Origin of the sequence: Mesorhizobium cantuariense, from assembly GCF_042647205.1 — a bacterium.
GTDB classification, from domain to species: domain Bacteria; phylum Pseudomonadota; class Alphaproteobacteria; order Rhizobiales; family Rhizobiaceae; genus Mesorhizobium; species Mesorhizobium cantuariense.
Map to the genome: position 1 here is coordinate 4,464,150 of NZ_JBHRVD010000001.1, position 22,130 is coordinate 4,486,279.

At 64.5% G+C, this 22,130-nt stretch carries 22 protein-coding genes; 9 read left to right on the forward strand and 13 right to left on the reverse strand.

What is annotated here, in order from left to right; all coding sequences use genetic code 11:
* Positions 1–23: 23 nt before the first annotated feature.
* A complete protein-coding gene (locus ACFOJ9_RS21685) occupies positions 24–2,120 on the reverse strand; it encodes an EAL domain-containing protein (protein WP_378981150.1) in 2,097 nt (698 codons plus the stop codon).
* 226 nt (positions 2,121–2,346) lie between these two features.
* On the opposite strand from ACFOJ9_RS21685, the gene ACFOJ9_RS21690 reads away from it, so the two are divergent.
* Positions 2,347–2,796, forward strand: a complete 450-nt coding sequence (locus ACFOJ9_RS21690) for an ester cyclase (protein ID WP_378981152.1) — start codon at positions 2,347–2,349, stop codon at positions 2,794–2,796.
* Between the two features lie 62 nt (positions 2,797–2,858).
* Here the strand turns inward: ACFOJ9_RS21690 and ACFOJ9_RS21695 are convergent, their stop codons facing one another.
* Both ACFOJ9_RS21695 and ACFOJ9_RS21700 read right to left on the reverse strand, forming a co-directional pair.
* On the reverse strand, positions 2,859–3,395 hold the full coding sequence (locus tag ACFOJ9_RS21695; RefSeq protein WP_378981154.1) for a hypothetical protein: 537 nt from the start codon (positions 3,393–3,395) through the stop codon (positions 2,859–2,861).
* 121 nt (positions 3,396–3,516) lie between these two features.
* Positions 3,517–3,843, reverse strand: coding sequence for a DUF1330 domain-containing protein (locus tag ACFOJ9_RS21700; RefSeq protein WP_127383465.1), 327 nt, complete (start codon positions 3,841–3,843; stop codon positions 3,517–3,519).
* Positions 3,844–4,021: 178 nt separating this feature from the next.
* Here ACFOJ9_RS21700 and ACFOJ9_RS21705 point away from each other — a divergent pair, with 178 nt between their 5' ends.
* The 6 genes from ACFOJ9_RS21705 to ACFOJ9_RS21730 all read left to right on the forward strand — a co-directional run bounded on the left by ACFOJ9_RS21705 (position 4,022) and on the right by ACFOJ9_RS21730 (position 9,326).
* On the forward strand, positions 4,022–4,714 hold the full coding sequence (locus tag ACFOJ9_RS21705) for a winged helix-turn-helix transcriptional regulator (RefSeq protein WP_378981156.1): 693 nt from the start codon (positions 4,022–4,024) through the stop codon (positions 4,712–4,714).
* Between the two features lie 303 nt (positions 4,715–5,017).
* Positions 5,018–6,130 (forward strand): bifunctional DNA-binding transcriptional regulator/O6-methylguanine-DNA methyltransferase Ada, encoded by a 1,113-nt coding sequence (gene ada / locus ACFOJ9_RS21710; protein WP_378981158.1) that lies wholly within the window; start codon positions 5,018–5,020, stop codon positions 6,128–6,130.
* 21 nt (positions 6,131–6,151) lie between these two features.
* On the forward strand, positions 6,152–6,373 hold the full coding sequence (locus tag ACFOJ9_RS21715; protein ID WP_378981160.1) for a hypothetical protein: 222 nt from the start codon (positions 6,152–6,154) through the stop codon (positions 6,371–6,373).
* A gap of 227 nt (positions 6,374–6,600) precedes the next feature.
* On the forward strand, positions 6,601–7,683 hold the full coding sequence (locus ACFOJ9_RS21720; protein ID WP_056580349.1) for a transposase: 1,083 nt from the start codon (positions 6,601–6,603) through the stop codon (positions 7,681–7,683).
* Between the two features lie 348 nt (positions 7,684–8,031).
* Positions 8,032–8,586 (forward strand): methylated-DNA--[protein]-cysteine S-methyltransferase, encoded by a 555-nt coding sequence (locus ACFOJ9_RS21725; RefSeq protein ID WP_378981162.1) that lies wholly within the window; start codon positions 8,032–8,034, stop codon positions 8,584–8,586.
* Positions 8,583–9,326: a 2OG-Fe(II) oxygenase gene (locus tag ACFOJ9_RS21730; RefSeq protein ID WP_378981164.1), complete on the forward strand. Its 744-nt coding sequence runs from the start codon at positions 8,583–8,585 to the stop codon at positions 9,324–9,326. The genes ACFOJ9_RS21725 and ACFOJ9_RS21730 overlap by 4 nt, the downstream gene beginning before the upstream one ends.
* Positions 9,327–9,341: 15 nt before the next feature.
* Here the strand turns inward: ACFOJ9_RS21730 and ACFOJ9_RS21735 are convergent, their stop codons facing one another.
* Positions 9,342–9,941, reverse strand: coding sequence for a dihydrofolate reductase family protein (locus tag ACFOJ9_RS21735; RefSeq protein ID WP_378981166.1), 600 nt, complete (start codon positions 9,939–9,941; stop codon positions 9,342–9,344).
* Between the two features lie 102 nt (positions 9,942–10,043).
* Here ACFOJ9_RS21735 and ACFOJ9_RS21740 point away from each other — a divergent pair, with 102 nt between their 5' ends.
* The gene (locus ACFOJ9_RS21740; protein WP_378981168.1) at positions 10,044–10,460 is read left to right on the forward strand and encodes a winged helix-turn-helix transcriptional regulator; all 417 of its coding nucleotides are present in this window, start codon (positions 10,044–10,046) and stop codon (positions 10,458–10,460) included.
* 367 nt (positions 10,461–10,827) lie between these two features.
* Here ACFOJ9_RS21740 and ACFOJ9_RS21745 read toward each other — a convergent pair whose 3' ends face one another.
* Positions 10,828–11,910 (reverse strand): transposase, encoded by a 1,083-nt coding sequence (locus ACFOJ9_RS21745; protein WP_056580349.1) that lies wholly within the window; start codon positions 11,908–11,910, stop codon positions 10,828–10,830.
* 243 nt (positions 11,911–12,153) lie between these two features.
* Here ACFOJ9_RS21745 and dinB point away from each other — a divergent pair, with 243 nt between their 5' ends.
* Positions 12,154–13,401 carry a DNA polymerase IV gene (gene dinB, locus ACFOJ9_RS21750; RefSeq protein WP_378981169.1) on the forward strand — a complete coding sequence of 416 codons (1,248 nt, stop codon included), beginning with the start codon at positions 12,154–12,156 and terminating at the stop codon, positions 13,399–13,401.
* 13 nt (positions 13,402–13,414) lie between these two features.
* On the opposite strand, the gene ACFOJ9_RS21755 is transcribed toward dinB, so the two are convergent.
* From ACFOJ9_RS21755 to ACFOJ9_RS21790, 8 genes are all read right to left on the reverse strand, one after another.
* A complete protein-coding gene (locus ACFOJ9_RS21755; RefSeq protein ID WP_378981170.1) occupies positions 13,415–13,756 on the reverse strand; it encodes an excalibur calcium-binding domain-containing protein in 342 nt (113 codons plus the stop codon).
* 135 nt (positions 13,757–13,891) lie between these two features.
* Positions 13,892–14,914: a cupin domain-containing protein gene (locus ACFOJ9_RS21760; protein ID WP_378981171.1), complete on the reverse strand. Its 1,023-nt coding sequence runs from the start codon at positions 14,912–14,914 to the stop codon at positions 13,892–13,894.
* 140 nt (positions 14,915–15,054) lie between these two features.
* Positions 15,055–16,656 carry an FGGY-family carbohydrate kinase gene (locus ACFOJ9_RS21765; protein WP_378981173.1) on the reverse strand — a complete coding sequence of 534 codons (1,602 nt, stop codon included), beginning with the start codon at positions 16,654–16,656 and terminating at the stop codon, positions 15,055–15,057.
* A 130-nt stretch (positions 16,657–16,786) separates the two neighbouring features.
* On the reverse strand, positions 16,787–17,515 hold the full coding sequence (locus tag ACFOJ9_RS21770; protein WP_378981175.1) for an SDR family oxidoreductase: 729 nt from the start codon (positions 17,513–17,515) through the stop codon (positions 16,787–16,789).
* 21 nt (positions 17,516–17,536) lie between these two features.
* Complete coding sequence (locus ACFOJ9_RS21775) at positions 17,537–18,796, reverse strand: sugar ABC transporter permease (protein WP_378981176.1); 1,260 nt, start codon at positions 18,794–18,796, stop codon at positions 17,537–17,539.
* Positions 18,793–19,614, reverse strand: a complete 822-nt coding sequence (locus ACFOJ9_RS21780) for an ATP-binding cassette domain-containing protein (protein WP_378981177.1) — start codon at positions 19,612–19,614, stop codon at positions 18,793–18,795. The genes ACFOJ9_RS21775 and ACFOJ9_RS21780 overlap by 4 nt, the downstream gene beginning before the upstream one ends.
* Positions 19,615–19,758: 144 nt before the next feature.
* A complete protein-coding gene (locus ACFOJ9_RS21785) occupies positions 19,759–20,829 on the reverse strand; it encodes an ABC transporter substrate-binding protein (RefSeq protein ID WP_378981179.1) in 1,071 nt (356 codons plus the stop codon).
* 253 nt (positions 20,830–21,082) lie between these two features.
* Positions 21,083–21,967 (reverse strand): helix-turn-helix domain-containing protein, encoded by an 885-nt coding sequence (locus tag ACFOJ9_RS21790; protein WP_378981181.1) that lies wholly within the window; start codon positions 21,965–21,967, stop codon positions 21,083–21,085.
* Positions 21,968–22,130: the final 163 nt, after the last annotated feature.

Here is a 22,130-nt window from a genome sequence, read left to right on the forward strand (position 1 = left end):
CCTGAATCTCGACACACCGGGGATCACGATGCCTTGCGGGCCGCCACCAGCTCGGTTGCGCGCGCGACAATCTGCTCCAGCGGCTCCGGCCGGTGCAGCAAAAATCCCTGGCCGTAGGCGACGCCCATGTCGCTGAGCATAGCCAGTGTGTCCTGCCGTTCGATCTTCTCGCCGACCACGTCGCAGCCGAGGCTGCGGGCGATGCTGGTGATGGCCAGCACGATCTCGCGGTCGAAGCGGCTTTGCGTGATGTGCTCGATGAAGGAACCGTCGATCTTGATCGTGTCGACCGGGAAGCGCCTGAGATATTCGAACGAACTCATGCCGGCGCCGAAATCGTCGAGGCTGACCCGGCAGTGCCGCTCGCGCGCCTTGCGCACGAATTGTTCGGCGGCGTCGAAATTCGTGACCGCGGCGGTTTCGGTGATCTCGAAGCCGATGCCCGAATGCGGCGCCCCGGTCTCTTCGATGACGCCGTCGACGAACGCCCACAGCTGCGGATCGCTCAGCGTCTGCGCCGACAGGTTGAAGCCGAGCGTCAGCGCGCCCGAGCGCAAGGCGGCACCATGCCGCGACAGCGCGGTGCGGATGATCCAGCGGTCGAGCCGCGACGCGATGCCGAACCGCTCGGCCACCGGAATGAATTCTCCGGGCGGCACCAGCCGGCCATTGCGTGCGACGAGCCTGGCCAGCACTTCGACATGGCGGCTCTCTTGCCAAGGCCGGCCCAGCAGATGGATTTCCTGCCCGAACAGTTTCAGCCGTCCCTCTTCCATCGCATCGACGGTGTCGGCGGCGATGCGTGCGGCATTCAGTCCGCCCGATCCCGCTTCCGCAGCCGGGGAGAACACCGCGAAACGGTTGCGTCCGGCGGCCTTGGCCGCGTAGCAGGCGTCGTCGGCGCAGGCCAGCGCGTCGGCGACCGTGGTGTTGGCGTCGTCGACGAAGGCGATGCCGATCGAGGCCGCCAGCTTGCGCGTCGACGCGGCGACGCCGAGATCGGCCTCGCGCACCGCGCCGAGCACCGCAGCGGCGATCCGCTCGGCCTGCGCGGCATCGCAATGCGGCACCAGCAGCGCGAATTCGTCGCCGCCCAGCCGCGCCGCGTGTGCTGCCGGCGGCAGGCAGCCGCGAATACCGGCGGCAACGCTCTTCAGCGCCAGGTCGCCGGCGGCGTGGCCGGCAAAATCGTTGAGCGCCTTGAAGTAGTCGAGATCGACATAGAACACTGCCAGCGGCGCACCAGCGGCGATATGGTCGGCGAGCAGCCGGTCGAAGGCGGAGCGGTTCCACAGGCCGGTCAGCGCGTCGTGACGGGCGGCATAGGCGAGTTCCTGCTCGCGCAGTTTTTCCTCGGTGATGTCGCGCACCGTGCCGAGAATCTGGCCGGCAGCACCCGCACTGGCGATGAAGCGCACCAGCGATTCAACATGCCGGATTTGGCCGTCCCGCCGGATGATACGGTATTGCGAGGCCGTGACACCGTCCGAGCCGGGCGGCGGCAAGTGAGCCTGCTCGGTGGCCTCCTTGTCGTCGGGGTGCAGATAGCTGTGCCAGAGGTCGGCCGTCACCTCGTCGGTATCGGCAACGAGGCCGAATATGTCCCTGGTGCGGGTGTCCCAATAGCTCCTGTTGGTGGCGAGATCATAATGCCAGATGCCGGTGCCGCTGGCCGCGAGCGCCAGGCGGAAGCGTACATTGACCTGTTCGAGCTCGGCTTCGGCGGCCTTCTGCCTGGTGATGTCGGTCTGCACGCCCATCAGCCTCAGCGGCTTTCCCGTCGCGTCGCGCTCGACGATGCCGCCGCGATCGAGCACCCACACCCAATGGCCCTGCTTGTGCTTCAGCCTGAGTTCGGTCTCGATGGCGTCGGTCTGCCCGGCAATGTGGCGGTCGCCGCTGGCCAGCGCCCGCTCGCGATCGTCGGGATGGGTCAGCTGCAGCCACAGGTCGCTGGTGTTGGCAAGTTCGCTTTCATCATAGCCCAGCATCCGCGTCCATGTCGCGGAATAGAAGCAGTCGCCGGTCGCAAGATCCCAATCCCAGACGCCAAGATGGGCGCGTTCCAGGGCCTTGGCCCAGAACGTTCCCTTGCGACTTTTATTGCCTCGACCAGCCATCGTCTGCTTCGCCTGCCCCACCGTGGGGCAATCTGCGGCAAAACCAGAGAAGAAAGCGTTACCTAGCTGTGGCGGCCTGTTTCCTCCGCTCCTCACCTTGCCACCTCCCTGCCTTTCGATTGGCCGGCAAGAATCGGAGTTTTGCGTCTGCCCGATCGTCCTAGTCATGGCTCCAGGTCGTCGGCCAATCCGATGATCGCGTTGCAGAGACAACAAGGACCTCCCAATGACCAAGCAAGAAGACAACAAGGCCGTCGTCGTCAGATGGTTCACCGACTTCTGGGGTGAAACCTGCGATCTGTCCGTCGTCGACGACATCGCAGCACCCGACATGCTGCTGAAATACTCGCTGCACGAACCGCGCCATGGCCGCGACGACATCAAGGCCTTCATGACCGACTTTCGCGCCGCCTTCCCGGACCTCAACTTCTGGGCCACGGCTGACCTGATTGCCGAGGGCGACTATGCCGTCGGCCAGTGGGAGGGCGGCGGCACGCATACCGGCCCGGCCTTCAGCGATTTCCTCGTCGGCTCGCTGCCGGCCGCCACCGGCCGCACCATGCGCTTCACCGGCACCACCGTGCTGAAGGTGGTCGACGGCAGGATCGTCGAGGAGATCGGCCTCGATGACGGCGTTGCCGCCCTCACCCAGCTCGGCCTGATCAAGGCCGCCTGAGGGCGGTTACGCAAAACGATCGTTTCGGGCCAGGCGGCGTCAATGCCGCCTGGCCTCATTGTCTACTGGCTCGGCGCCATCGTGTGTTTGCATGACACTTTCGGGTTCATGTCGGCGAAGGTGCCGGCCGGATTGCCCTTCCAGGCCCAGACATGCAGTTCGTAGAACTCGCCCAGGCCGTAGCGGTTGGGGGCGCTGTTGAAGTTGAACAGCTGTCCGTCAAGCGATGCCGGCCCCTTCGAGGTGATGTATTCGACCGCCACCAGCTTCAGCGTGCCGTCGGCCATCGGCTCGTACATCACGGCTTCGGGACGGGCGACGTCGATCTTGTCGTCCTTCAGGTACTGGCCGTTGACGTAGTGGATGCCCATGGCGCCGCCGGTGATGCCGCTGGCGCAGGGAATGGGCGAATAGCCCTCTGATGTCGCGGCCTTGACGTCAACAAACCGGCTGTTGGCAGCCCGCACCTTGTCGGCCAGTGGGTTGGGGCCGGAAGCAGCGTCAGCCGGCCCCTGATGCGCCTGTGCGAAGCTGGTGCAGACAGCCAGCATGGCCACGGCGATGACCAGCCTGTTGCGAAAATTCGATATCATCTTCATTCCATTCTTCTTGAAAAAGCACAGCTGGCCGGCCGCCGAAAATACGGAGGCCCGGCAGGCAAGCGCTGTGGCTGTTGTTGCTTGGAGATCCCGAAATCGATGCGACGAATGCCGGGAAGGATCATCCCTTCGGCAGATACGGGATCGTTCCGGCCAGATCGGTGTTGTCGATCATCTGGAAACGACTGTCGCTGCCGCCCTGACGAGCCGAAACGAAGGGCGCATAGGCCGGATCGGTGGTGAAGGCACGCGCTGCTGCTTCCGACGGGAACGCCATCAGGGCGATCAGTGTGGTGTCGAGCGGCTTGCCTTCAAGCGTCTTCACATTGCCGCTACGCGACAGATATCTGCCGCCATGCTTGTGGACGAGGTCGTGCACCGAGGCGGCATAGGCCGGCACCCACTGCGGGTCGTTTATCTTGATGTCTGCGATAACGTAAGCGGTCATGGGTAGTCTCCTGGTTGCGGCGCACAGGGATATCCCGTGCAACCGGCCAAAGGGCTCGCATGACCGGGCCCTCGCCAACCAGTCCGCGATCTGTACTGGGGTAGTACAGTTTCCGTACTGGCCGCTTCATTCATGAAGGCCTAATATTCGGCCCAGTTTCGAGGGAGGGACACAGATCATGACCCAGCACGGATACAAACAGTTCTGCCCGCTATCCATGGCCGCCGAGGTGCTCTGCACCCGCTGGACGATGGTGCTGATGCGTGAATTGGTGGCGGGTTCGACCCGCTTCAACGACCTGCGCCGCGGCGTCCCGAAAATGTCGCCGACCCTTCTGTCGCAACGGCTCAAGGAGCTCGAACTGGCGGGGATCATCGAGCGCAAGGAAGTGCCGGGCGAGAAAGGCATCCTCGAATATCGGCTGACGGAAGCCGGCAAGGATTTGCGCCCGGTCGTCGAGGCGATGGGCTTCTGGGGACAGAAATGGGTCGAGTCCCGGCTGTCGCTGAAAAACCTCGATCCGTCGTTGCTGATGTGGGACATGCGGCGCAATCTGAACCCCTCGCCGCTGCCCGAGGGGCGCACGGTGATACAATTTCTGTATCAGGAGCTCCCGGCGTCCAAACGGTCATGGTGGCTGATCGTCGAAAAGCACGGCGAGGTCGATCTGTGCTGGTACGATCCGGGCTTCGACGTCGATCTCTACGTCTCGACCGACCTGCACACGATGACGGCGATCTGGATGGGATTGCTCACGGTCGACAAGGCCGGCGCGAAAATTGCCCTGACCGGCGACCAGGTCATCGGCAAGCAGATGCAAACCTGGCTCGGCCTCAGCCCGTTCGCGGTGGAGCCCAAGCGCGCGGCTTAGGAGAACCGGGGGCTTCGATCGGACAATGCTCATCCTCATAAGCCTCGATCAGAGTTGCGAGAACGTCGAAGCGGTCACCATCGGGAGTGCCGACTTTCGACTCGCTCTCGAAATACCTGGTAATTTCGGCGATCGCCCAATCGTAATCGGCTTCGGTCTTAATGGGTCGAATGTTTTCCATCACACCTTCTCCGGATCGTTTCTATCATACTCTTTGTGCGTGCCTACGAACAGGCTTGCACCCTCCTGACACTTGTCAGGAAACGGGTGGCGGGGCCGTCTTCCAGCGGCTTCAATGCGGCCATGTTCATCACCCTGGCCAAGGATCTGCACCCTGCACCGCTGCCGGTTGCCGACGATCCGCGCTGGGCGCGTATCGTTGCGCGCGACAAATCGGCCGACGGCGAATTCTGGTATTCGGTGGCGACGACCGGCGTCTATTGCCGGCCTTCCTGCCCATCGCGGCGCGCCAACCCCAGGAATGTGCAACTGCACGGCACGCTGGATCAGGCACGGGCGACCGGCTTTCGCCCGTGCCGGCGCTGCAACCCGGACGGCCCGTCGCTCGAGGCCGGCAACGCGGCGATGGTCGCCGCTGCCTGCCGCAGGATCGAGCAGAGCGAGGAAGAACCGTCACTCGCTGAGCTGGCGGATGCCGCCGGCCGCAGCGCCGGTTATTTCCACCGCATCTTCAAGGCCGTCACCGGGCTGACGCCGAAGGATTTTACCGCCGCGCACCGCGCCGCCAGGGTCCGCCAGGGCTTGGAGGACGGTGCCAGCGTGACGACGGCGATCTACGATGCCGGTTTCAATTCGAGCGGGCGTTTCTACGAGAAATCCACTGGCATGCTCGGCATGACGCCGACGCGCTATCGCGCCGGCGGCGCCCATGAAGAGATCCGCTTTGCCGTCGGCGAATCCTCGCTAGGCGCCATCCTGGTGGCGTCGAGCCAAAAGGGCGTCGCCTCGATCCTGCTCGGTGACGATCCAGACGCGCTGGTGCGCGACCTGCAGGACCGTTTCCCCAGGGCGCGGCTGATCGGCGGCGACCATGACTACGAGGCGATGGTCGCCCGCGTCGTCGGTTTCGTGGAGGCGCCGGCGCTCGGCCTCGACCTGCCGCTCGACGTGCGCGGCACCGCCTTCCAGCAGCGCGTCTGGCAGGCTTTACGCGACATCCCCGTCGGCCGCACGGTTTCCTATACCGAGATCGCGCAGCGCATCGGCGCGCCGAAGGCGACCCGCGCCATCGCCGCCGCCTGCGCCGCCAACAGCCTTGCCGTCGCCATTCCCTGCCATCGCGTGATCCGCAAAGACGGCGCCCTGTCCGGCTACGCCTGGGGCGCGGAGCGCAAGCGCGCGCTGCTCGACCGTGAGGCGGTATCCGACAATGCCAGCCGGTCGGTGCGGGCCTGACGAGGACCGGCAATGCGCGCGATGGCAAGGTCTCATGGCAGCGTCACCGATGGGACGGCCCGCACCACCGCCGCCAGCAACCGTGCCCAGGAGGCGAAGTCCCAGGTCATGGCCGCCATAGGCGAGCTTGTCGATGAGGGTAAAGCTGAGTGGAACCACATCGCCACCGGCGAGATCGAACTGCGCCTGCTGAACGGCGAGGTGTTTGTGCTTGGCGAGGTGTCGGTCACGCGTGTGGCATGAGCATGCTTGACTGAAGTGCGAATGATCAAAATCAGCGCTCTACGGCGCCCCCTCTGTCCTGCCGGACATCTCCCCCACAAGGAGGGAGATTGGCCGTCACCACGACCTCTGCCAATCTCTAGCGTTGCAAGAAGGGAGCCGGCGCCAAAACTGCTAATCTCCCCCTTGAGGGCATATGCGCTAAGATAGGTGTTGCAGTGGGGAATCGGTTGTGATTCTACGCTGCGATGACTCACGAATCGCTTGTAGATGACGGCTGGGCCGAGACGATTGAGCTCCTCGGCGGTGAAGAGTTGATTGCAGGGAGTGCCCGCGAGACGAAGGCGTTTCTGCGGCCGCGGGGCGTCAGGTCGGCTACTGATCTGTTGCGCCTGACACTGGCTTACTGCCTTGGCAAGGTGGGCATGCGGGGCGTCGTGGCCTGGGCGGCGGCAAGCGGGATCGCCGACATCTCGGACGTGGCGTTGCTCGGCCGGCTGCGCAATGCAGGGCCGTGGCTGCAGCAGTTGATCGGGCACCTTTTGAAGCGCGAGGAGGAAGGCTTGCCTAAGGGCCGGCTGATCCGCATCCTCGATGCGACATCGGTTGCCAAGGCGGGTGTGCATGAGAAGAAGAACAATGGCCTTTGGCGTATGCACTGCGCCTTCGATCTTGAGCGCGAGCAGTTCGATTTCCTCGAGATCACCGACCAGAGCGAGGCCGAGCTGATCGACCGCGTGCCGGTGGTGCCGGGCGAGATCCGCATCGGCGACCGCGCCTATCTGCAGGCCGAGCGGATCGCAAAGGTCATGGCGCAAGACGGCGACGTTGTCGTGCGCGCGCCGTGGAAGAATGTGCGATGGCTCGACGCCAACGGCAAGGCGTTCGATCTCATCGGCCACCTGAAGAGCTGCCGGGAGGAGGTCATCGAAACGCCTGTCTGGCTGGGCCTCAAGAAGGGCGAGCCCCTGAAGATGCGCCTGATCGCCTTGCGCAAATCCGAGGCTGCGACACAAGAAGCGCGGCGCAAAATCAACAAGGAAGCCAAGGCCAAGGGCAAGCAGGTTCAACCGGAGACGCTGATTGCCGCCGGCTTTGTCATCCTTGTGACCTCGCTTGACCAGGAGGAGTTTCCCTCCGGCACAGTTCTCAAGCTCTATCGCATGCGCTGGCGCATCGAGCTCGCCTTCAAGCGTCTGAAGAGCCTGATCGGACTGCGCGCGCCTCCAGCCAAAGACCCAAGGATCGCAAAGCCTTGGATTCTTGCCCACTTCCTCATCGCGCTTGTGACCGAACCCCTTTCGCAGGAGTTGGGTGTCTCTCCCCCTTGAGCGACGGGCGCCCGCTGCTGTGGCGCGCCACCCGCCAGATCGTCGCCTCTCTGATCGCAGCGATCTTTGCTCAACCTCCCTTGGCAGCCCTGCGCCAAAATCTCCATGCCTTGCGACATCGATGGCGTGAGCCACCACGAAAGCGCAAATTTCAGTCCATGCCGAAGCTATCTTAGCGCATATGCCCTTGAGGGGGAGATGTCCGGCAGGACAGAGGGGGGCGCCGTAGGGCACCTACCTTTCGCAGTTCAAGCCCCGGATCCTGGGATTTGAATTTGAAAGCAAGCATCGGAGTGAGCGCCGACCGCCGCATGGTTAGGGTTCAGGCACAGACAAAGGAGCAACGCAATGAACCTCACGCAAACCCAAATGGCGGCATCGGCGAGCGTCCACAACGCCCTCGACACCATCACCTACGCGATCGGCGAATCCGCGATCGGCAAAATCCTAGCGGCACGCACCGATGTCGGCGTCTGTGCCATCCTAATCGGCTCGGACGCCGACGCGCTGGAACAAGACCTTGGCGATCGTTTCCCCGGCAAGATGCTGCTCGAAGACGAAACCACCTTGCGCGGCGATCTCGCGGCGATCGCGCGCTTCATCGAAACGCCGGCCGTCGGCCTCGACCTGCCGCTCGACACGCGCCACGGCACGCCGTTCCAGCAGAAGGTATGGGACGTGCTGCGCACCATCCCGTGTGGCGCCACCATCACCTACACCGCGCTGGCCCGGCGTCTCGGCCAGCCGAACGGCGCCCGTGCCGTGGCGACCGCTTGTGCGGCCAACGCGATCGCGCTCGCCATTCCCTGCCACCGCGTTGTCCGCGCCGACGGCACGCTGTCGGGCTATCGCTGGGGCGTCGAGCGCAAGCGCGCCCTGCTTAACAAGGAGGCTACGATATGAACGCCCATGCCAAAATTGCCAAATCGGTAGTCGAAGCCGCCGAGACACGCGTCGCCGGCTACGACTGGCCGGCGCTTGCCGCCGAACTCGACGGCTTCGGCTGTGCGGTGATCGAGAAGTTGCTGTCGCCGCAGGAGTGCCGGCAGATCGCCGGCCTCTACCCCGAGGAAGCGCATTTCCGCAGCCACATCCATATGGCCAGGCACGGTTTCGGCAAGGGCGAGTACCGCTATTTCCGCTATCCCTTGCCCGACCTTTTGGGCGGCCTGCGCAGCGCGCTCTATCCCAGGCTGGCCGAGGTCGCCAACCGGTGGAACGAGCGCATGGGGCAGGCCATGCGCTACCCCGCGACGCATGCCGCGTTTCTCGAACAGTGCCATGCCGCCGGCCAGACGCGGCCGACCCCGCTGTTGCTGCAATATGTGCCTGGCGACTTCAACTGCCTGCACCAGGACCTCTATGGCGACCTCGCCTTCCCGCTGCAGGTGGCGATCCTGCTCTCCGAGCCGGGCGAGGATTTCACCGGCGGCGAGTTCGCGCTGACCGAACAGCGGCCGCGCATGCAGAGCCGGGTCGAAGTGGTGCCGCTGCGCCAGGGCGATGCCGTTATCTTCGCCGTCCACAACCCGCCGGTGCAGGGAACCAAAGGCAATTACCGCGTCAATCTGCGCCACGGCGTCAGCCGCTTGCGCTCAGGCATGCGCCACACGGTCGGCATCATTTTTCATGATGCGAAGTGAGTGTGATGAGGCGCCTCACCCCACCGGCGCGTAGCGGTTGACCACCATGCCGCAGGCATAGGCCTTCGAGCCGAGCAGCCGCAGGGTTTGAAACCCGCCATGATCAAAAATCCGGCGGCCGGCACCCAGCACGGCCGGGTTGATGAACAACTGGAACTCGTCGACCAGCCCGGCCGCGATCAGCGCCGAGGCGAATCCGGCGCCGCCGAACACCGCCATGTCGCCGCCCTCGCCGGCCTTTAGCGCATTGACTTCGCGCGGCAGGTCGCCACTGGCCACCTTCGTGCGCTCCCAAGCCGGCTCCCAGGCCGATTGCTTGAGCCTGTCGCTCAGCACCACCTTCTGGGCGTCGACGACGCGTTGCGCAAAGGCATAGAACGGATCGCGCGGAAATTTCTTCGCCGCATTGCCCCAATGGGTGAGATAGCCCTCCTGCGCCATCTTGCGGCTGAGCAGAATGGTGTCGATGCCGGCGAAGACAGTATTGAAGTCCTGCTTCAGCTCGTCGTCCCAGGCGCTGTCGTCGCCCCATTCCCAGAGCTGCCAGGGATGGTCCTCATTGGCGCCGACAAACCCGTCGACCGACATCTGCATCTGAAGGATCAGCTTTCTCATCGTCATTCTTCTCATGGTCGCGCAAAACAGTTTACATTTGGAACCATTGACACAGGATGAAAATGGTATCAATAGTAAAGTGATTTAAAAATGGAAGCATAGATGTCGACGCGCGAAAAATCCGGCTGCCCGATCAACCTGTCGCTCGAACTCGTCGGCGACCGCTGGACGCTGCTCATCATCCGCGACCTGGTCTTCGCCGGGAAAAGGCATTTTCGCCAATTCCTGCAATCCGACGAAGGCATCTCGTCGCGCACGCTGGCCGAGCGGCTGCAGACGCTGCAGGACGAAGGCATCCTCACCAGAAGCGACGACCCGACACACGGGCTGAGGACGGTCTACCGGCTGACCGAGGCCGGCATCGACCTGTTGCCGGTGCTGGCGACGCTCGGCGCCTGGGGCAGCAGGCACCGCAAGGCCGACGACAACCTGGCCCGGGTCGCCGACGAACTGGCGGCCGGGGGAGAAGCGGCGCTGGAACGGATGAAGGCAGCGCTGCGGAGGGAGCATATTGTCTAGGCGGTGGCGGTTCCGAGAGCAGCACCGCTTTCTTTTGCGAAGGCGCCGCCGCCCCTCATTGCCCTGCCGGGCATTTCTCCCCGTAAACGGGGAGAAAGAAGCCGACCGCAACGCCGATCCCTTTTCTGCCACGCTGCCAATTGGCGAAACCATCGATGACAGTGTCCCTCGCCCCGTTTACGGCATATGCGCTAAGATAGCTTCGGCATGGACTGAAATTTGCGCTTTCGTGGTGGCTCACGCCATCGATGTCGCAAGGCATGGAGATTTTGGCGCAGGGCTGCCAAGGGAGGTTGAGCAAAGATCGCTGCGATCAGAGAGGCGACGATCTGGCGGGTGGCGCGCCACAGCAGCGGGCGCCCGTCGCTCAAGGGGGAGAGACACCCAACTCCTGCGAAAGGGGTTCGGTCACAAGCGCGATGAGGAAGTGGGCAAGAATCCAAGGCTTTGCGATCCTTGGGTCTTTGGCTGGAGGCGCGCGCAGTCCGATCAGGCTCTTCAGACGCTTGAAGGCGAGCTCGATGCGCCAGCGCATGCGATAGAGCTTGAGAACTGTGCCGGAGGGAAACTCCTCCTGGTCAAGCGAGGTCACAAGGATGACAAAGCCGGCGGCAATCAGCGTCTCCGGTTGAACCTGCTTGCCCTTGGCCTTGGCTTCCTTGTTGATTTTGCGCCGCGCTTCTTGTGTCGCAGCCTCGGATTTGCGCAAGGCGATCAGGCGCATCTTCAGGGGCTCGCCCTTCTTGAGGCCCAGCCAGACAGGCGTTTCGATGACCTCCTCCCGGCAGCTCTTCAGGTGGCCGATGAGATCGAACGCCTTGCCGTTGGCGTCGAGCCATCGCACATTCTTCCACGGCGCGCGCACGACAACGTCGCCGTCTTGCGCCATGACCTTTGCGATCCGCTCGGCCTGCAGATAGGCGCGGTCGCCGATGCGGATCTCGCCCGGCACCACCGGCACGCGGTCGATCAGCTCGGCCTCGCTCTGGTCGGTGATCTCGAGGAAATCGAACTGCTCGCGCTCAAGATCGAAGGCGCAGTGCATACGCCAAAGGCCATTGTTCTTCTTCTCATGCACACCCGCCTTGGCAACCGATGTCGCATCGAGGATGCGGATCAGCCGGCCCTTAGGCAAGCCTTCCTCCTCGCGCTTCAAAAGGTGCCCGATCAACTGCTGCAGCCACGGCCCTGCATTGCGCAGCCGGCCGAGCAACGCCACGTCCGAGATGTCGGCGATCCCGCTTGCCGCCGCCCAGGCCACGACGCCCCGCATGCCCACCTTGCCAAGGCAGTAAGCCAGTGTCAGGCGCAACAGATCAGTAGCCGACCTGACGCCCCGCGGCCGCAGAAACGCCTTCGTCTCGCGGGCACTCCCTGCAATCAACTCTTCACCGCCGAGGAGCTCAATCGTCTCGGCCCAGCCGTCATCTACAAGCGATTCGTGAGTCATCGCAGCGTAGAATCACAACCGATTCCCCACTGCAACACCTATCTTAGCGCATATGCCCTTGAGGGGAGAGGATGCCGGCAGGCAGGTGAGGGGCAGCGCTGTCGCCGCGATTTTGGGTGACGCATTCGAACCGGGCGTGATCGCGTCACCCAAGCATTGCACAATCCGACTCCATCTTGACAATGATCTGCCTTTGTTCTCTATTCGTTCACATCTATCAGCAACTGCGGATGTGCGGTCGGGATGGAAACGACAGCCACCATCCTGCATGCCGATCTCGACGCCTTCTACGCCTCGGTCGAGCAGTTGCTCGACCCGTCGCTGCGCGGCAAGCCGATTGCGGTCGGCGGCGGCGTGGTGCTCGCCGCCTCCTACGAGGCGCGCGCCTTTGGCGTGCGCGGCGGCATGCCGGGGCGCACGGCGCGCGAGCTGTGCCCGCAGCTGATCTTCGTCGGCGGCAATTTCAGCCACTACCAGCGACTTGGCGACGCGGCGATCAAGGTGCTCGACGATTTTACCCCGCTGGTCGAGCGCATCTCCATCGACGAGGCCTTTGCCGACGTCGCCGGCTGCACGCATCTGTTCGGCTCGCCGCAAGAGATCGCGACGACCATCCGACGCCGCGTGCGGGCCGAGCTCGGCCTGCCGATCTCGATCGGCGTGGCGCGCACCAAGCATCTGGCCAAGATCGCCTCGCAGGTGGCCAAACCCGATGGGCTGGTGGTGGTCGACCCCGGCAGCGAGCTCGCTTTCCTGCATGATTTGCCGGTCGGGCTGATGTGGGGCGTCGGCCCGGCGACCAGGGCGAGGCTGGCGGAGATCGGCGTCGAGACCATCGGCCAACTGGCCAGGACCCATAGCGGCGCGCTGACGCGGCTGCTCGGTCCCGCCGCCGGCGAAAAGCTGTCGGCACTGTCGTGGAACCGCGACCCGCGAAAACTGGAGGCGAAGCGTCGGGCGCATTCGGCCGGCGCGCAATCGGCGCTTGGCCGCAAGCCTGCCGTGGCTGACGTCATCGCGCCCACCCTGCTTCATCTGGCCGACCGCGTCGCCAGCCGGCTGCGCGCCAAGGCGCGGCCCGGCCGCACGGTGACGGTGCGCGTGCGCTTTGCCGATCTCACCGCCGTCACGCGCTCGATCACGCTTGACCAGCCGATCTCGGCGACCATGATGCTGGCCGAGATCGCCGGCGATCTGGTGCGCGGCGTGCTTGCCGACCACCGCCAGGAGAAAACGATCTCGCTCTTGGCGATCTCGGTGTCGCATCTCGAGGAAAGCTTCGAGCTACAGCTCGAACTGCCGCTCGGCCTCGCCGACGAGAAACGCCGGCCCGGCACCAGGAAAGGCCTGGCACGCTTCGGCGCCGACCGCGCCATCGACAGGATCCGCGAGCGCTTCGGCAAACAGGCGGTCGGCTATGGCACGGTGGCGCTGGAGGCGGCACGCTTGGTTCCCGACAAATTCAGGGAACTCGCGGAGAAGGAGCTGTGAGGCCAGGGCAAGGCTATGGGCCGGTATGCGAGTAACGATGGACCCGGACACCACTGGAGCTTGCCCCGTGCCAGGGCTCGCAGGCTTTGCCATCATGGTCGGCATCGTGAGTCGGCCAATAGCCAGGTTCGCCCCTGCGCGCAGAGGCGAGGCCAACGGCACGGGCGGCAGTGCAGTTCGGGAACGCGGCAAGGTGCCTCAGCACCGAGAGAGACGTATCAAACCGAATGCCGACGAAGCCATAGATGATATAGCCCGACAACAGAATGAACGGCGCAAACAAGGCCACCCATCTCAGCCTGCCAAGGCGGCGACGGTGATAGGGTGAAGGCCGTCGCAAGAATGGTAGGAGCATTCCCCGCCAACTCCCCGGTTGGAGTGCCCGGACCAGACTAGCGTCACCCAGCACCCAGGTACAGTAGCAATAACGGCCATCTCCGAACGGTTTCCTGCGTTCAGAGCGTGGCTATTGGATAGCGAAACGCCAGTTCTATGCCTCGCCATCCCAGTACCGCCTCACCCCTGCCATATCGAAAATGCCGTCGCGCCGGCGCAAGGCGTCGACCGCCATCTTGTTGGAATCGGGATAGACGCAGACCTCGTTGGGATTTTTCTCGCCGATCATCAGATAGCGGCACGGTTCCGTACCGCTGTTGAGGAAGGAATGCCCGACCGCCAGGCCGGCGGGAAAGCAGACATAATCGCCGGCCTTCATCTCGTGGCGCTCCTCGCCAAGCAGCAGCGTCACCTGCCCTTCCAGGATCAGCGCGTGCTCCTCTTCGAGCATGTGGTAGTGCCTGGGCGCCAGGCGCATGCCGGGGGCCGGCGCCTCGATCAGCATGCCGACATGATAGTCGGATCGTCCCAAGGCGGCATGGGTCAGATGCCTAGACCGGCCGCCGAACCGCGGGCCTTCGCCCTCGACCTTCCATTCGACGGCATCGCTGGCAATAGGCGGGATCGGCACGGCTGGGGGTTTGGTGACACCGGCCGACACATCCGACGGCAACGGATCGCCGGCGGCAAGGCCGGTGTTCTCGCCGTCCCAGTAAGTTCGGGTTGCCGAGAGGTCGAAGATCGCGCGGCTGCCCAGGGCGCGCACCAGCACCTTGTTGGAGGCGGTATAGACGACCACGTCATTCGGGTTGCGCTCGCCGACGATGACATAGCGGCACGGCGCGTCGCTGGTGTTGATGAGGCAATGCCCCGCCGCGGCACCAGCGGGAAAGCAGATGTAGTCGCCGGCCTTCATGGCGTAGGCGGCGTCGCCGACATGCGCGGTAAGCATCCCCTCGAGGATGAAGACATGCTCTTCCTCGAAAATGTGGTAGTGCGCCGGTGAGGTCTGCTTGCCCGGCGGCAGTTCCTCGATCGCCACGCCGACATGGTAATTCTCGCCGAGGGCGGCAAGCGACAGATGCCGGTAGCGCACGCCAAAGCGCGGCACATCGGACCATTCGGTCCACGGCACCTCATCCGATGCGAACGGCACGGGCGCTTTGTCGTCTGCCATAGGGCCTCCCTGTCGCCCTGCCCTCGTCGCTCAGCCATACTGCTGGAGGGTCCACGACAGAACAAAGCTGCCAGCTTCCGCCTAAACCGCCAAGCGGTGTTCGCGACGCTCCTGACAAAGCCGGACAGGAGTCGCTCGCTTCAACTCCGGATCGCCTTGCCGGCCTGCTGCAGCAGCTCGAACGCGGCGAAGCGCTTTGCATGCCAGCCGGCCAGCGTAGCGTCGGGATGATAGACCTCGCCGAGTTCCGACATGCCGGCCATCGCCGTGACCAGGTCCTTGTAGGTCCCGGCGGCGACAGCGCCCAGCATCGCCGAGCCGAGCAGCACCGGCTCGGGCGAGGTCGACGCCACCACCACCATGCCTGTGGTGTCGGCAAGCAGCTGGCGCACCAGCGGGCTTTGGCCCGCGCCGCCGCTGACGACGATGGTGTCGACGGGAATGCCCTTGTCATGCTCAGCCCGCACGATCTGGCGGGCGCCGTAGCCCAGCCCGCAGACCCCGGCGACATAGAGCCCGACCAGGCTGTCGAGGCTGGTGTCGAGATCGAGCCCGGCAATCAGCGCGCGTGCGTCCGGGTCGGCGAAAGGCGCGCGGTTGCCGAGGAATTCTGGCACGACATGGATGCCGCCGACCAGCGCCGGCGTCGCCGCGGCTCCGTTGCGGCTTTGCGCCTGCAGCGACAGCCAGGCGCTGAGGCTGAGCCCCTCGGCCTGCGCCTTGGCCGCCGCCTCGCCCGCCGCCGGGTGCATGCGCACCAGATGGTCGATGGCCGCACCGGCTGCCGATTGGCCGCCCTCGTTCAGCCACAGGCCCGGCACCATGGCCGAGAAATACGGACCCCAGACACCGTCGACGAAGGCCGGCTCGGCGGTCGACGACATGGTGCAGGCCGAGGTGCCGAAGACATAGGCCATGCGCGACAACACGCTGCCGAAATCGCCGCGCGCGCCGACCGTGCCGACGCCACCGGCATGCGCATCGATCAGCCCGGCGGCTACGGCGGTGCCGGGGACAAGGCCAAGGTCCGCTGCCGCTTGCGCGGTCAGTCCACCGCCGAGCGCGGCACCGGCCGGCACGATCTCGGTGCCGATGCGCGCGAATGCCTCGTCGGCCAGCGCGCCGAGGCCGATCTTGCGGAAATAGGTCTCGTCCCAGTGGCTTTCATGCGCCAGATAGGTCCATTTGCAGGTCACCGTGCAGACCGAGCGGGCAAGGCTGCCGGTCGCCCGCCAGGTCAGGAAATCGGCGAGGTCCATGAACTGCCAGGCGGCATTGAAGGTGGCGGGCAGGTTTTCGGCCAGCCACAGGAGTTTCGGCGTTTCCATCTCCGGCGAGATGACGCCGCCGACATAATTCAGCACCGCCTCGCCGCTGCGGTTGATGCGGCGCGTCTGCTCGACCGCGCGATGATCCATCCAGACGATGATGTTGCGTTCGGCATTTCCCGATTTGCTGACCGCCAAGGGCCCGCCGCCCTCGCCCAGCACCACCAGCGAACAGGTGGCGTCGAAGCCGATGCCTGCGATCGCCTCGGGCGCTATGCCAGCCTGGGCGACGGCAGCGCGCGTGGCCGCGCACACCGCCCGCCAGATATCATTGCTCGACTGCTCGACAATGTCGCCGGCCTCGCGCCAGACCTCGATGTCCTGCTTGGCCGAGGCGAGCATGTTTCCCGTGTGGTCGAACACACCGGCGCGCGCGCTCCCGGTGCCGACGTCGATGCCGAGATAGTGGGGCATGTGAAACCTTCGGTCTAGCGAATAGCGAATAGCGAGTAGCGAGTAGCGAGTAGCGAGTAGCGAGTAGCGAGTAGCGAGTAGGTAAGTCGTTGGATTCTTCCCTATTCGCTACTCCCTATTCCCTATTCGCTCAGAGATCATTGCTCTGCGGCAAAATCACCAGATCCCGGATCGTCACATTGCGCGGCCGGGTCAGCATGAACATCACCGCCTCGGCCACTTCGCGCGGCTGCATCAGGCCGCCGGCGGCGAGTTCTTCCTCGAGCTTCGCCTTCGGCCAGTCGTCGACCAGCGCCGTCACCACCGGGCCGGGCGCCACGGCGCCGACGCGCAACCCATGCTTGGCGACCTGCCGGCGCACCGTGTGGACGAAGGCCTGCACAGCATGCTTGGAGGCCGTGTAGATCGGCTCCCAGACCACCGGAACCAATCCGGCGATCGAACTGGTGACGATGATGTCGCCGGTCTTGCGTTCGATCATGTGCGGCAGCACTGCCTGGATCGAGCGGAAGCAGGCATTGATGTTGAGGTTGAGCATCCGGTCCCAGGCATCGGGATCGCCGGTCGCCACCTCGCCGCCCACATAGGCACCGGCATTGGCGTGGAAGATGTCGAGCCGGCCGGCCTTCTCCAGAATCTGCGGCATCATGGTGGCGACGCTTGCCGGCTGCATCAGGTCGATCACCAACGGGATCGCCTTCGAACCGAGCTCGGCGCACAGTTTGTTCAGCGTCGCCTCGGCGCGGTCGACCAGCACCACGGTGGCGCCGGCCGCCAGCATATGCCTGGCGCATTCGAGGCCGATGCCTGATGCCGCGCCGGTGACGGCGGCAACTTTTCCGGACAGTTCTTCGCTCATGTCTTGCTTCCTGTTGATGGTTCAGGCCCGGCCATGCGAGACACGCGAGCGGCGTGCCAGCGAGTCGACGATGACTGCGATGGCAAGCACGGCGCCGGTGATCATGTACCGAAGTGACGAGGACAGATCGAGCAGCGTCAGGCCGCTGGCGATCGACTGGATGACGATGATGCCGAGCAGTGCCGAATAGGCGCTGCCGCGGCCGCCGAACAGGCTGGTGCCACCGATGACGGCCGCCGCGATGGCGTTGAGGTTGACGTCGCCGGTGCCTGCCTGCTGGCTGGCTGAGGCTAGGCGGGCCGCCGACAGCACGCCGCCGAAAGCGGCCAGCATCGAACACAGCACGAAGGCGCTGGAATAGATCAGCCGCACATTGATGCCGGCGCGCCGCGCCGCCTCGCGGTTGCCGCCGACCGCCGACATCGAGCGGCCCCATTTCGTCCGCGTCAGCGCGTAGTGCATTGATATGACTAGGCCGACGAACAGACCGAACATCCACGGAATGCCGCGCGCCTGGTTGAGATAGAAGACGATGAGTTCGAGAATGACCGTGATCACGACCGCCCGCGTGACGATACCGCCGGTCGACGGCGCCGACAAATTGGCGGCGTGGCGACGCGCAACGGTGCGCAGGCCGGTGACCAGCATGACGATGCCGGGAACGGCCGCCAGCCCGAACGACACGAACTTGGGCATCATCAGCAACTGGCCGAAATTCACCAGGTTCGAGCCGTAAGGTAGGTTGATCGAGCCGGTCGAGCCGAGGATATAGAGCTGCAGGCCAAGCACCGCCAGCAGGCCGGCCAGTGTCGAGACGAAGCTCGGCATGCCGAGCCGGTTGAACAGCAGCGCATAGAGGGCGCCGATGAAGCCGCCGACGGCGACAGCGGCAAGAATGGCGAGCGCCACCGGCCAACCCTGGTTGACCCACAGCGTGCCGACCATCGCCGAGGCAAAGCCGCTGATCGAGCCGACCGACAGGTCGATTTCGCCGACCATCAAAACGCAGACGATGCCGAGCGCGATGACGCCAACCGTGGAGCAATCGAACAGCAGATTGACCAAATTGCTGCTCGACAGGAAGATCGGGTTGATGCTGGCGAACACCGTCCAGATGATGACCAGCCCGACGATCACCGGCAGCGAGCCGAGATCGCCGGAGCGGACCCGGTCGAAGAACCTGCGGATGGCGCCGCCGATCCCCGCCTCATGCTTGACGCGCACATCGGCGCGGTCGAGCTGCGGCGGCACGGGGGCCGTCTGTTGCACGTCGCGGCTCATGGGCGTGGCTCCTGCGTTTGATCCTGCCGCGCCTGGCGGCGCTCGGCGCGCCGCGACACCGAATTGTTCGACGCGCCGGTGATGGCGCTGACCAGTTCCTGGTTCGAGGCGTCGGGGGTGAAGATGCCGTTGTTGCGGCCAAGCCGCAGCACGACGATGCGGTCGGCGACGGCGCGCACGTCTTCCATGTTGTGGCTGATGATGACGACGCCGAGCCCGCGGTCGCGCACGCGCTCGATCAGGTTGAGCACTTCCGCCGTCTGCGCCACGCCAAGCGCCGCCGTCGGCTCGTCGAGCAGGATGAGCTTGGGTTCGAGCAGCAGCGAGCGGGCGATCGCCACCGTCTGGCGCTGGCCGCCCGACAACGACGCGACCACTTCGCGCACACTCGGGATACGCGCCGATAGCTCGTTGAGCAGCGTCCAGGCGCGCACTTCCATCGCCACCTCGTCCAGCCGCAGCGGGCTGAGCTCGCGGCCGAGGAAGATGTTGGCGACGATGTCGAGGTTCTCGCACAGCGCCAAGTCCTGGAACACGGTGGCGATGCCGAGCGTCAGCGCGGCACTCGGGTCGGCAAGCGTCACCTGTTTGCCGCGATAATTAATGGTGCCCGAACTCGGCTGATGTACGCCGGCCAAGATCTTGACCAGCGTCGACTTGCCGGCGCCATTGTCGCCGACCAGCGCCACCACCTCGCCGGCATGGACATCGAGATCGATGTCGGTCAGCGCCGAGACGGCACCGAAATGCTTCGAAATGCCCCGCAGGCTGAGCACCAGCTCGCCTGCCGGAACCGGTTCGTCCGGGATATCGATCATGCCTGGAGCACCTTTCAAAGACCGGTTCAAAAGCAGTGAGCGCTGTCTGGCCTATTGTTGGACCATGATCTTACCCGAAAACCGGGTCCCACTTTTCGGGATCATGGTCTGGCGGCCAGACAGCGGAGCGGGCAACGGTCGCGGTCAGTTCCCGATGCCCAGCTTCTTGCAGCCTTCCGCGTAACGGTCGACGCAGAGTTCAGCCGCGGTGTTGATCTTCTTGTCGATGATCTCGGCCTTCAGGTTTTCCTGCGTCACCACGGCTGGCGTGAACAGCTGCGAGGGCGTGTCGTACAGCGTCATCTCGGCCTTCGGCGTCTCGCCCGAAAGCAGCTTGATAGCGATGTTGGCGGCGGCCGCCGCCACGATCTCGCTCGGCTTGGAGATGGTGTTGTACTGGTCGCCGGCGATGATCAACTGCAAGGCTGCGATCGTCGCGTCATTGCCGGTCACCGGCGGCACGGGGTCGACGCCGGCCGCCTTGAAGGCCGCGATGGCGCCGCCACCGGTGCCGTCATTGGCGGCGACGACGCCGAGGATCTTCGGGCCGAAGCGGGTGATCTGGCCGCCGGCCCATTGCTGCGCCTTCGGCGGCGCCCATTCCGGCGTGTCGTATTCGGCCAGGATCTGGTAGCCGCTGTTGTCGAGGCCTGCATGGATGCCCTTCTTGATCAGGCCGGCCGCCGCGTCGGTCGGCGAGCCGTTGATCTGCAGCACGCCGCCGGTGGCGGGATCGACCTTCAGCGCCTTCAGGTGCTCGACCAGCGAGTCGGCGATGGCCTTGCCGATGCCTTCATTGTTGAACGAGACATAGAAGTCGGCAGGCGCGGTCGGGATCGGCCGGTCATAGGCGATGACCTTGATGCCCTGGCTCTGCGCCAGCTTGACCAGCGAGGCCGCGGCGGTCGAGTCGACCGGGTCGAGCACGATCGCCTTGGCGCCCTGCGAGATCACCGAGTTGAACTGCTGCTGCTGGCGCGAGGCGTCGGCATCGGCATTCTGGTAGAGCACCTTGCAGCCCGGGCACAGCTTCTTCATCTCGGCGGCGAAGCCGGGATAATCATGCTGCTCGTAGCGGGTCGAGGCCTGGTCGGGCATCAGGAAGGCGACGGTGGCGTCGGTGACCTCAGCGGCCCGGGTGATGGCGGCGGTGCCGGCCAGCAGCGACAGCGCAAGGGCTGCTGTGCAGGTCGACTTCAATGAAAGTTTGGTCATTCGGTCTTCTCCGTTTCTGGATATGGTTGTAAGAAGGTCGTTGACTGCTTTGGTGTGAAGACACGCCTCCGCCCCTCGCCCCGAACTGCAATTGGGAACTAGGGTCCGGCGCCGGCCTTTCGAGTCCGCGCCGACATCCTCCGCTAAGCGGAGGAAATTTGAGACAAGTGTGCTCCATAGCGAACCGCTCCACGCGGCTCACGTCGTCATGCAAAAGAAAAAATCCTCCCTTGGTTCCTCCCTGGCTCCTCCGTTAAGCGGCTTTTCCCGCGTTGATGTTGTCGGCCAGCAGGCGCCTGAAGCGCGAGGGCGGCATGCCCTTCTCCGCCAGGAACTGCCGGTTGAAATTGGACAGATTGTTGAAGCCGACCTCGTAGCAGATGTCGGTGATCGAGGCCTGCTCGTCGCTCATCAGGATCTGGCAGGCGAGGTTGATGCGCAGCCGCTTCACATACTGCACCAGCGACATGCCGGTGTGGCGGCGAAACGAGCGCGAGAAGGCCCCGGTCGACTGGCCGGCGATGGCGGCGAGATCCGCCTCGTCGAACAGCTGCGTCAGGTTTTCCCTGATATAGGCGAGCGCCTTGTTCATGCCGGCGGTCATGTAGCCCGACGGATCGGGTCGATAGCTGGCGCTGGCCAAAAGCTGGAATTCCTGGGCGCGGCTGAGCAGGCCAGCGATCATCATGAACAACTCGATGCGGCGCACGCCCTGCGCCTGCATCATCTCTTCCATCAGCGGCGCCAGCGCCTTGCTGGTGCGGCTGGAAAACAGCACGCCGCGCCGCGACGCTTCGAGCAGGTGCCCCAGCCCCGCCAGCTCCGGCAGCACATGCATGGCATCGCCGATAAAACTCTCGGAAAACTGGATGATGCGGCCGCGCAGCGGGATCGAGCTCTCCCTCGGGATATCGCTGACCCAATTGTGCGGCAGGTTCGGCCCGGTCAGCACCAGATTGCCCGGCTCGAATTCGCCGATGAAGTCGCCGACGAAATAGCGCCCGTTGGTGAAGATCACCTGATGCAGTTCATATTCGGGATGGAAATGCCAACGCACCGTGTGGAACGGGTAGCCATGCGACCACGCCTTGAAGGACTCACCGCGTCGTATCTGGACAACTTCCAGGTCCGGTTCCATGTCCGTTTCCTCCCGGGCCGGCACGGATCGTTGCCGCGTTCGGCCCACATTCCCTAAACCGGCCGAATTGGTTTCGGCTCTGCATTTCAAGAGCCACGGTATCGGCTCATGACAACAGGCGCCACCACGATTCAGGGCAACGGATGATACTTTTTTAACCGGG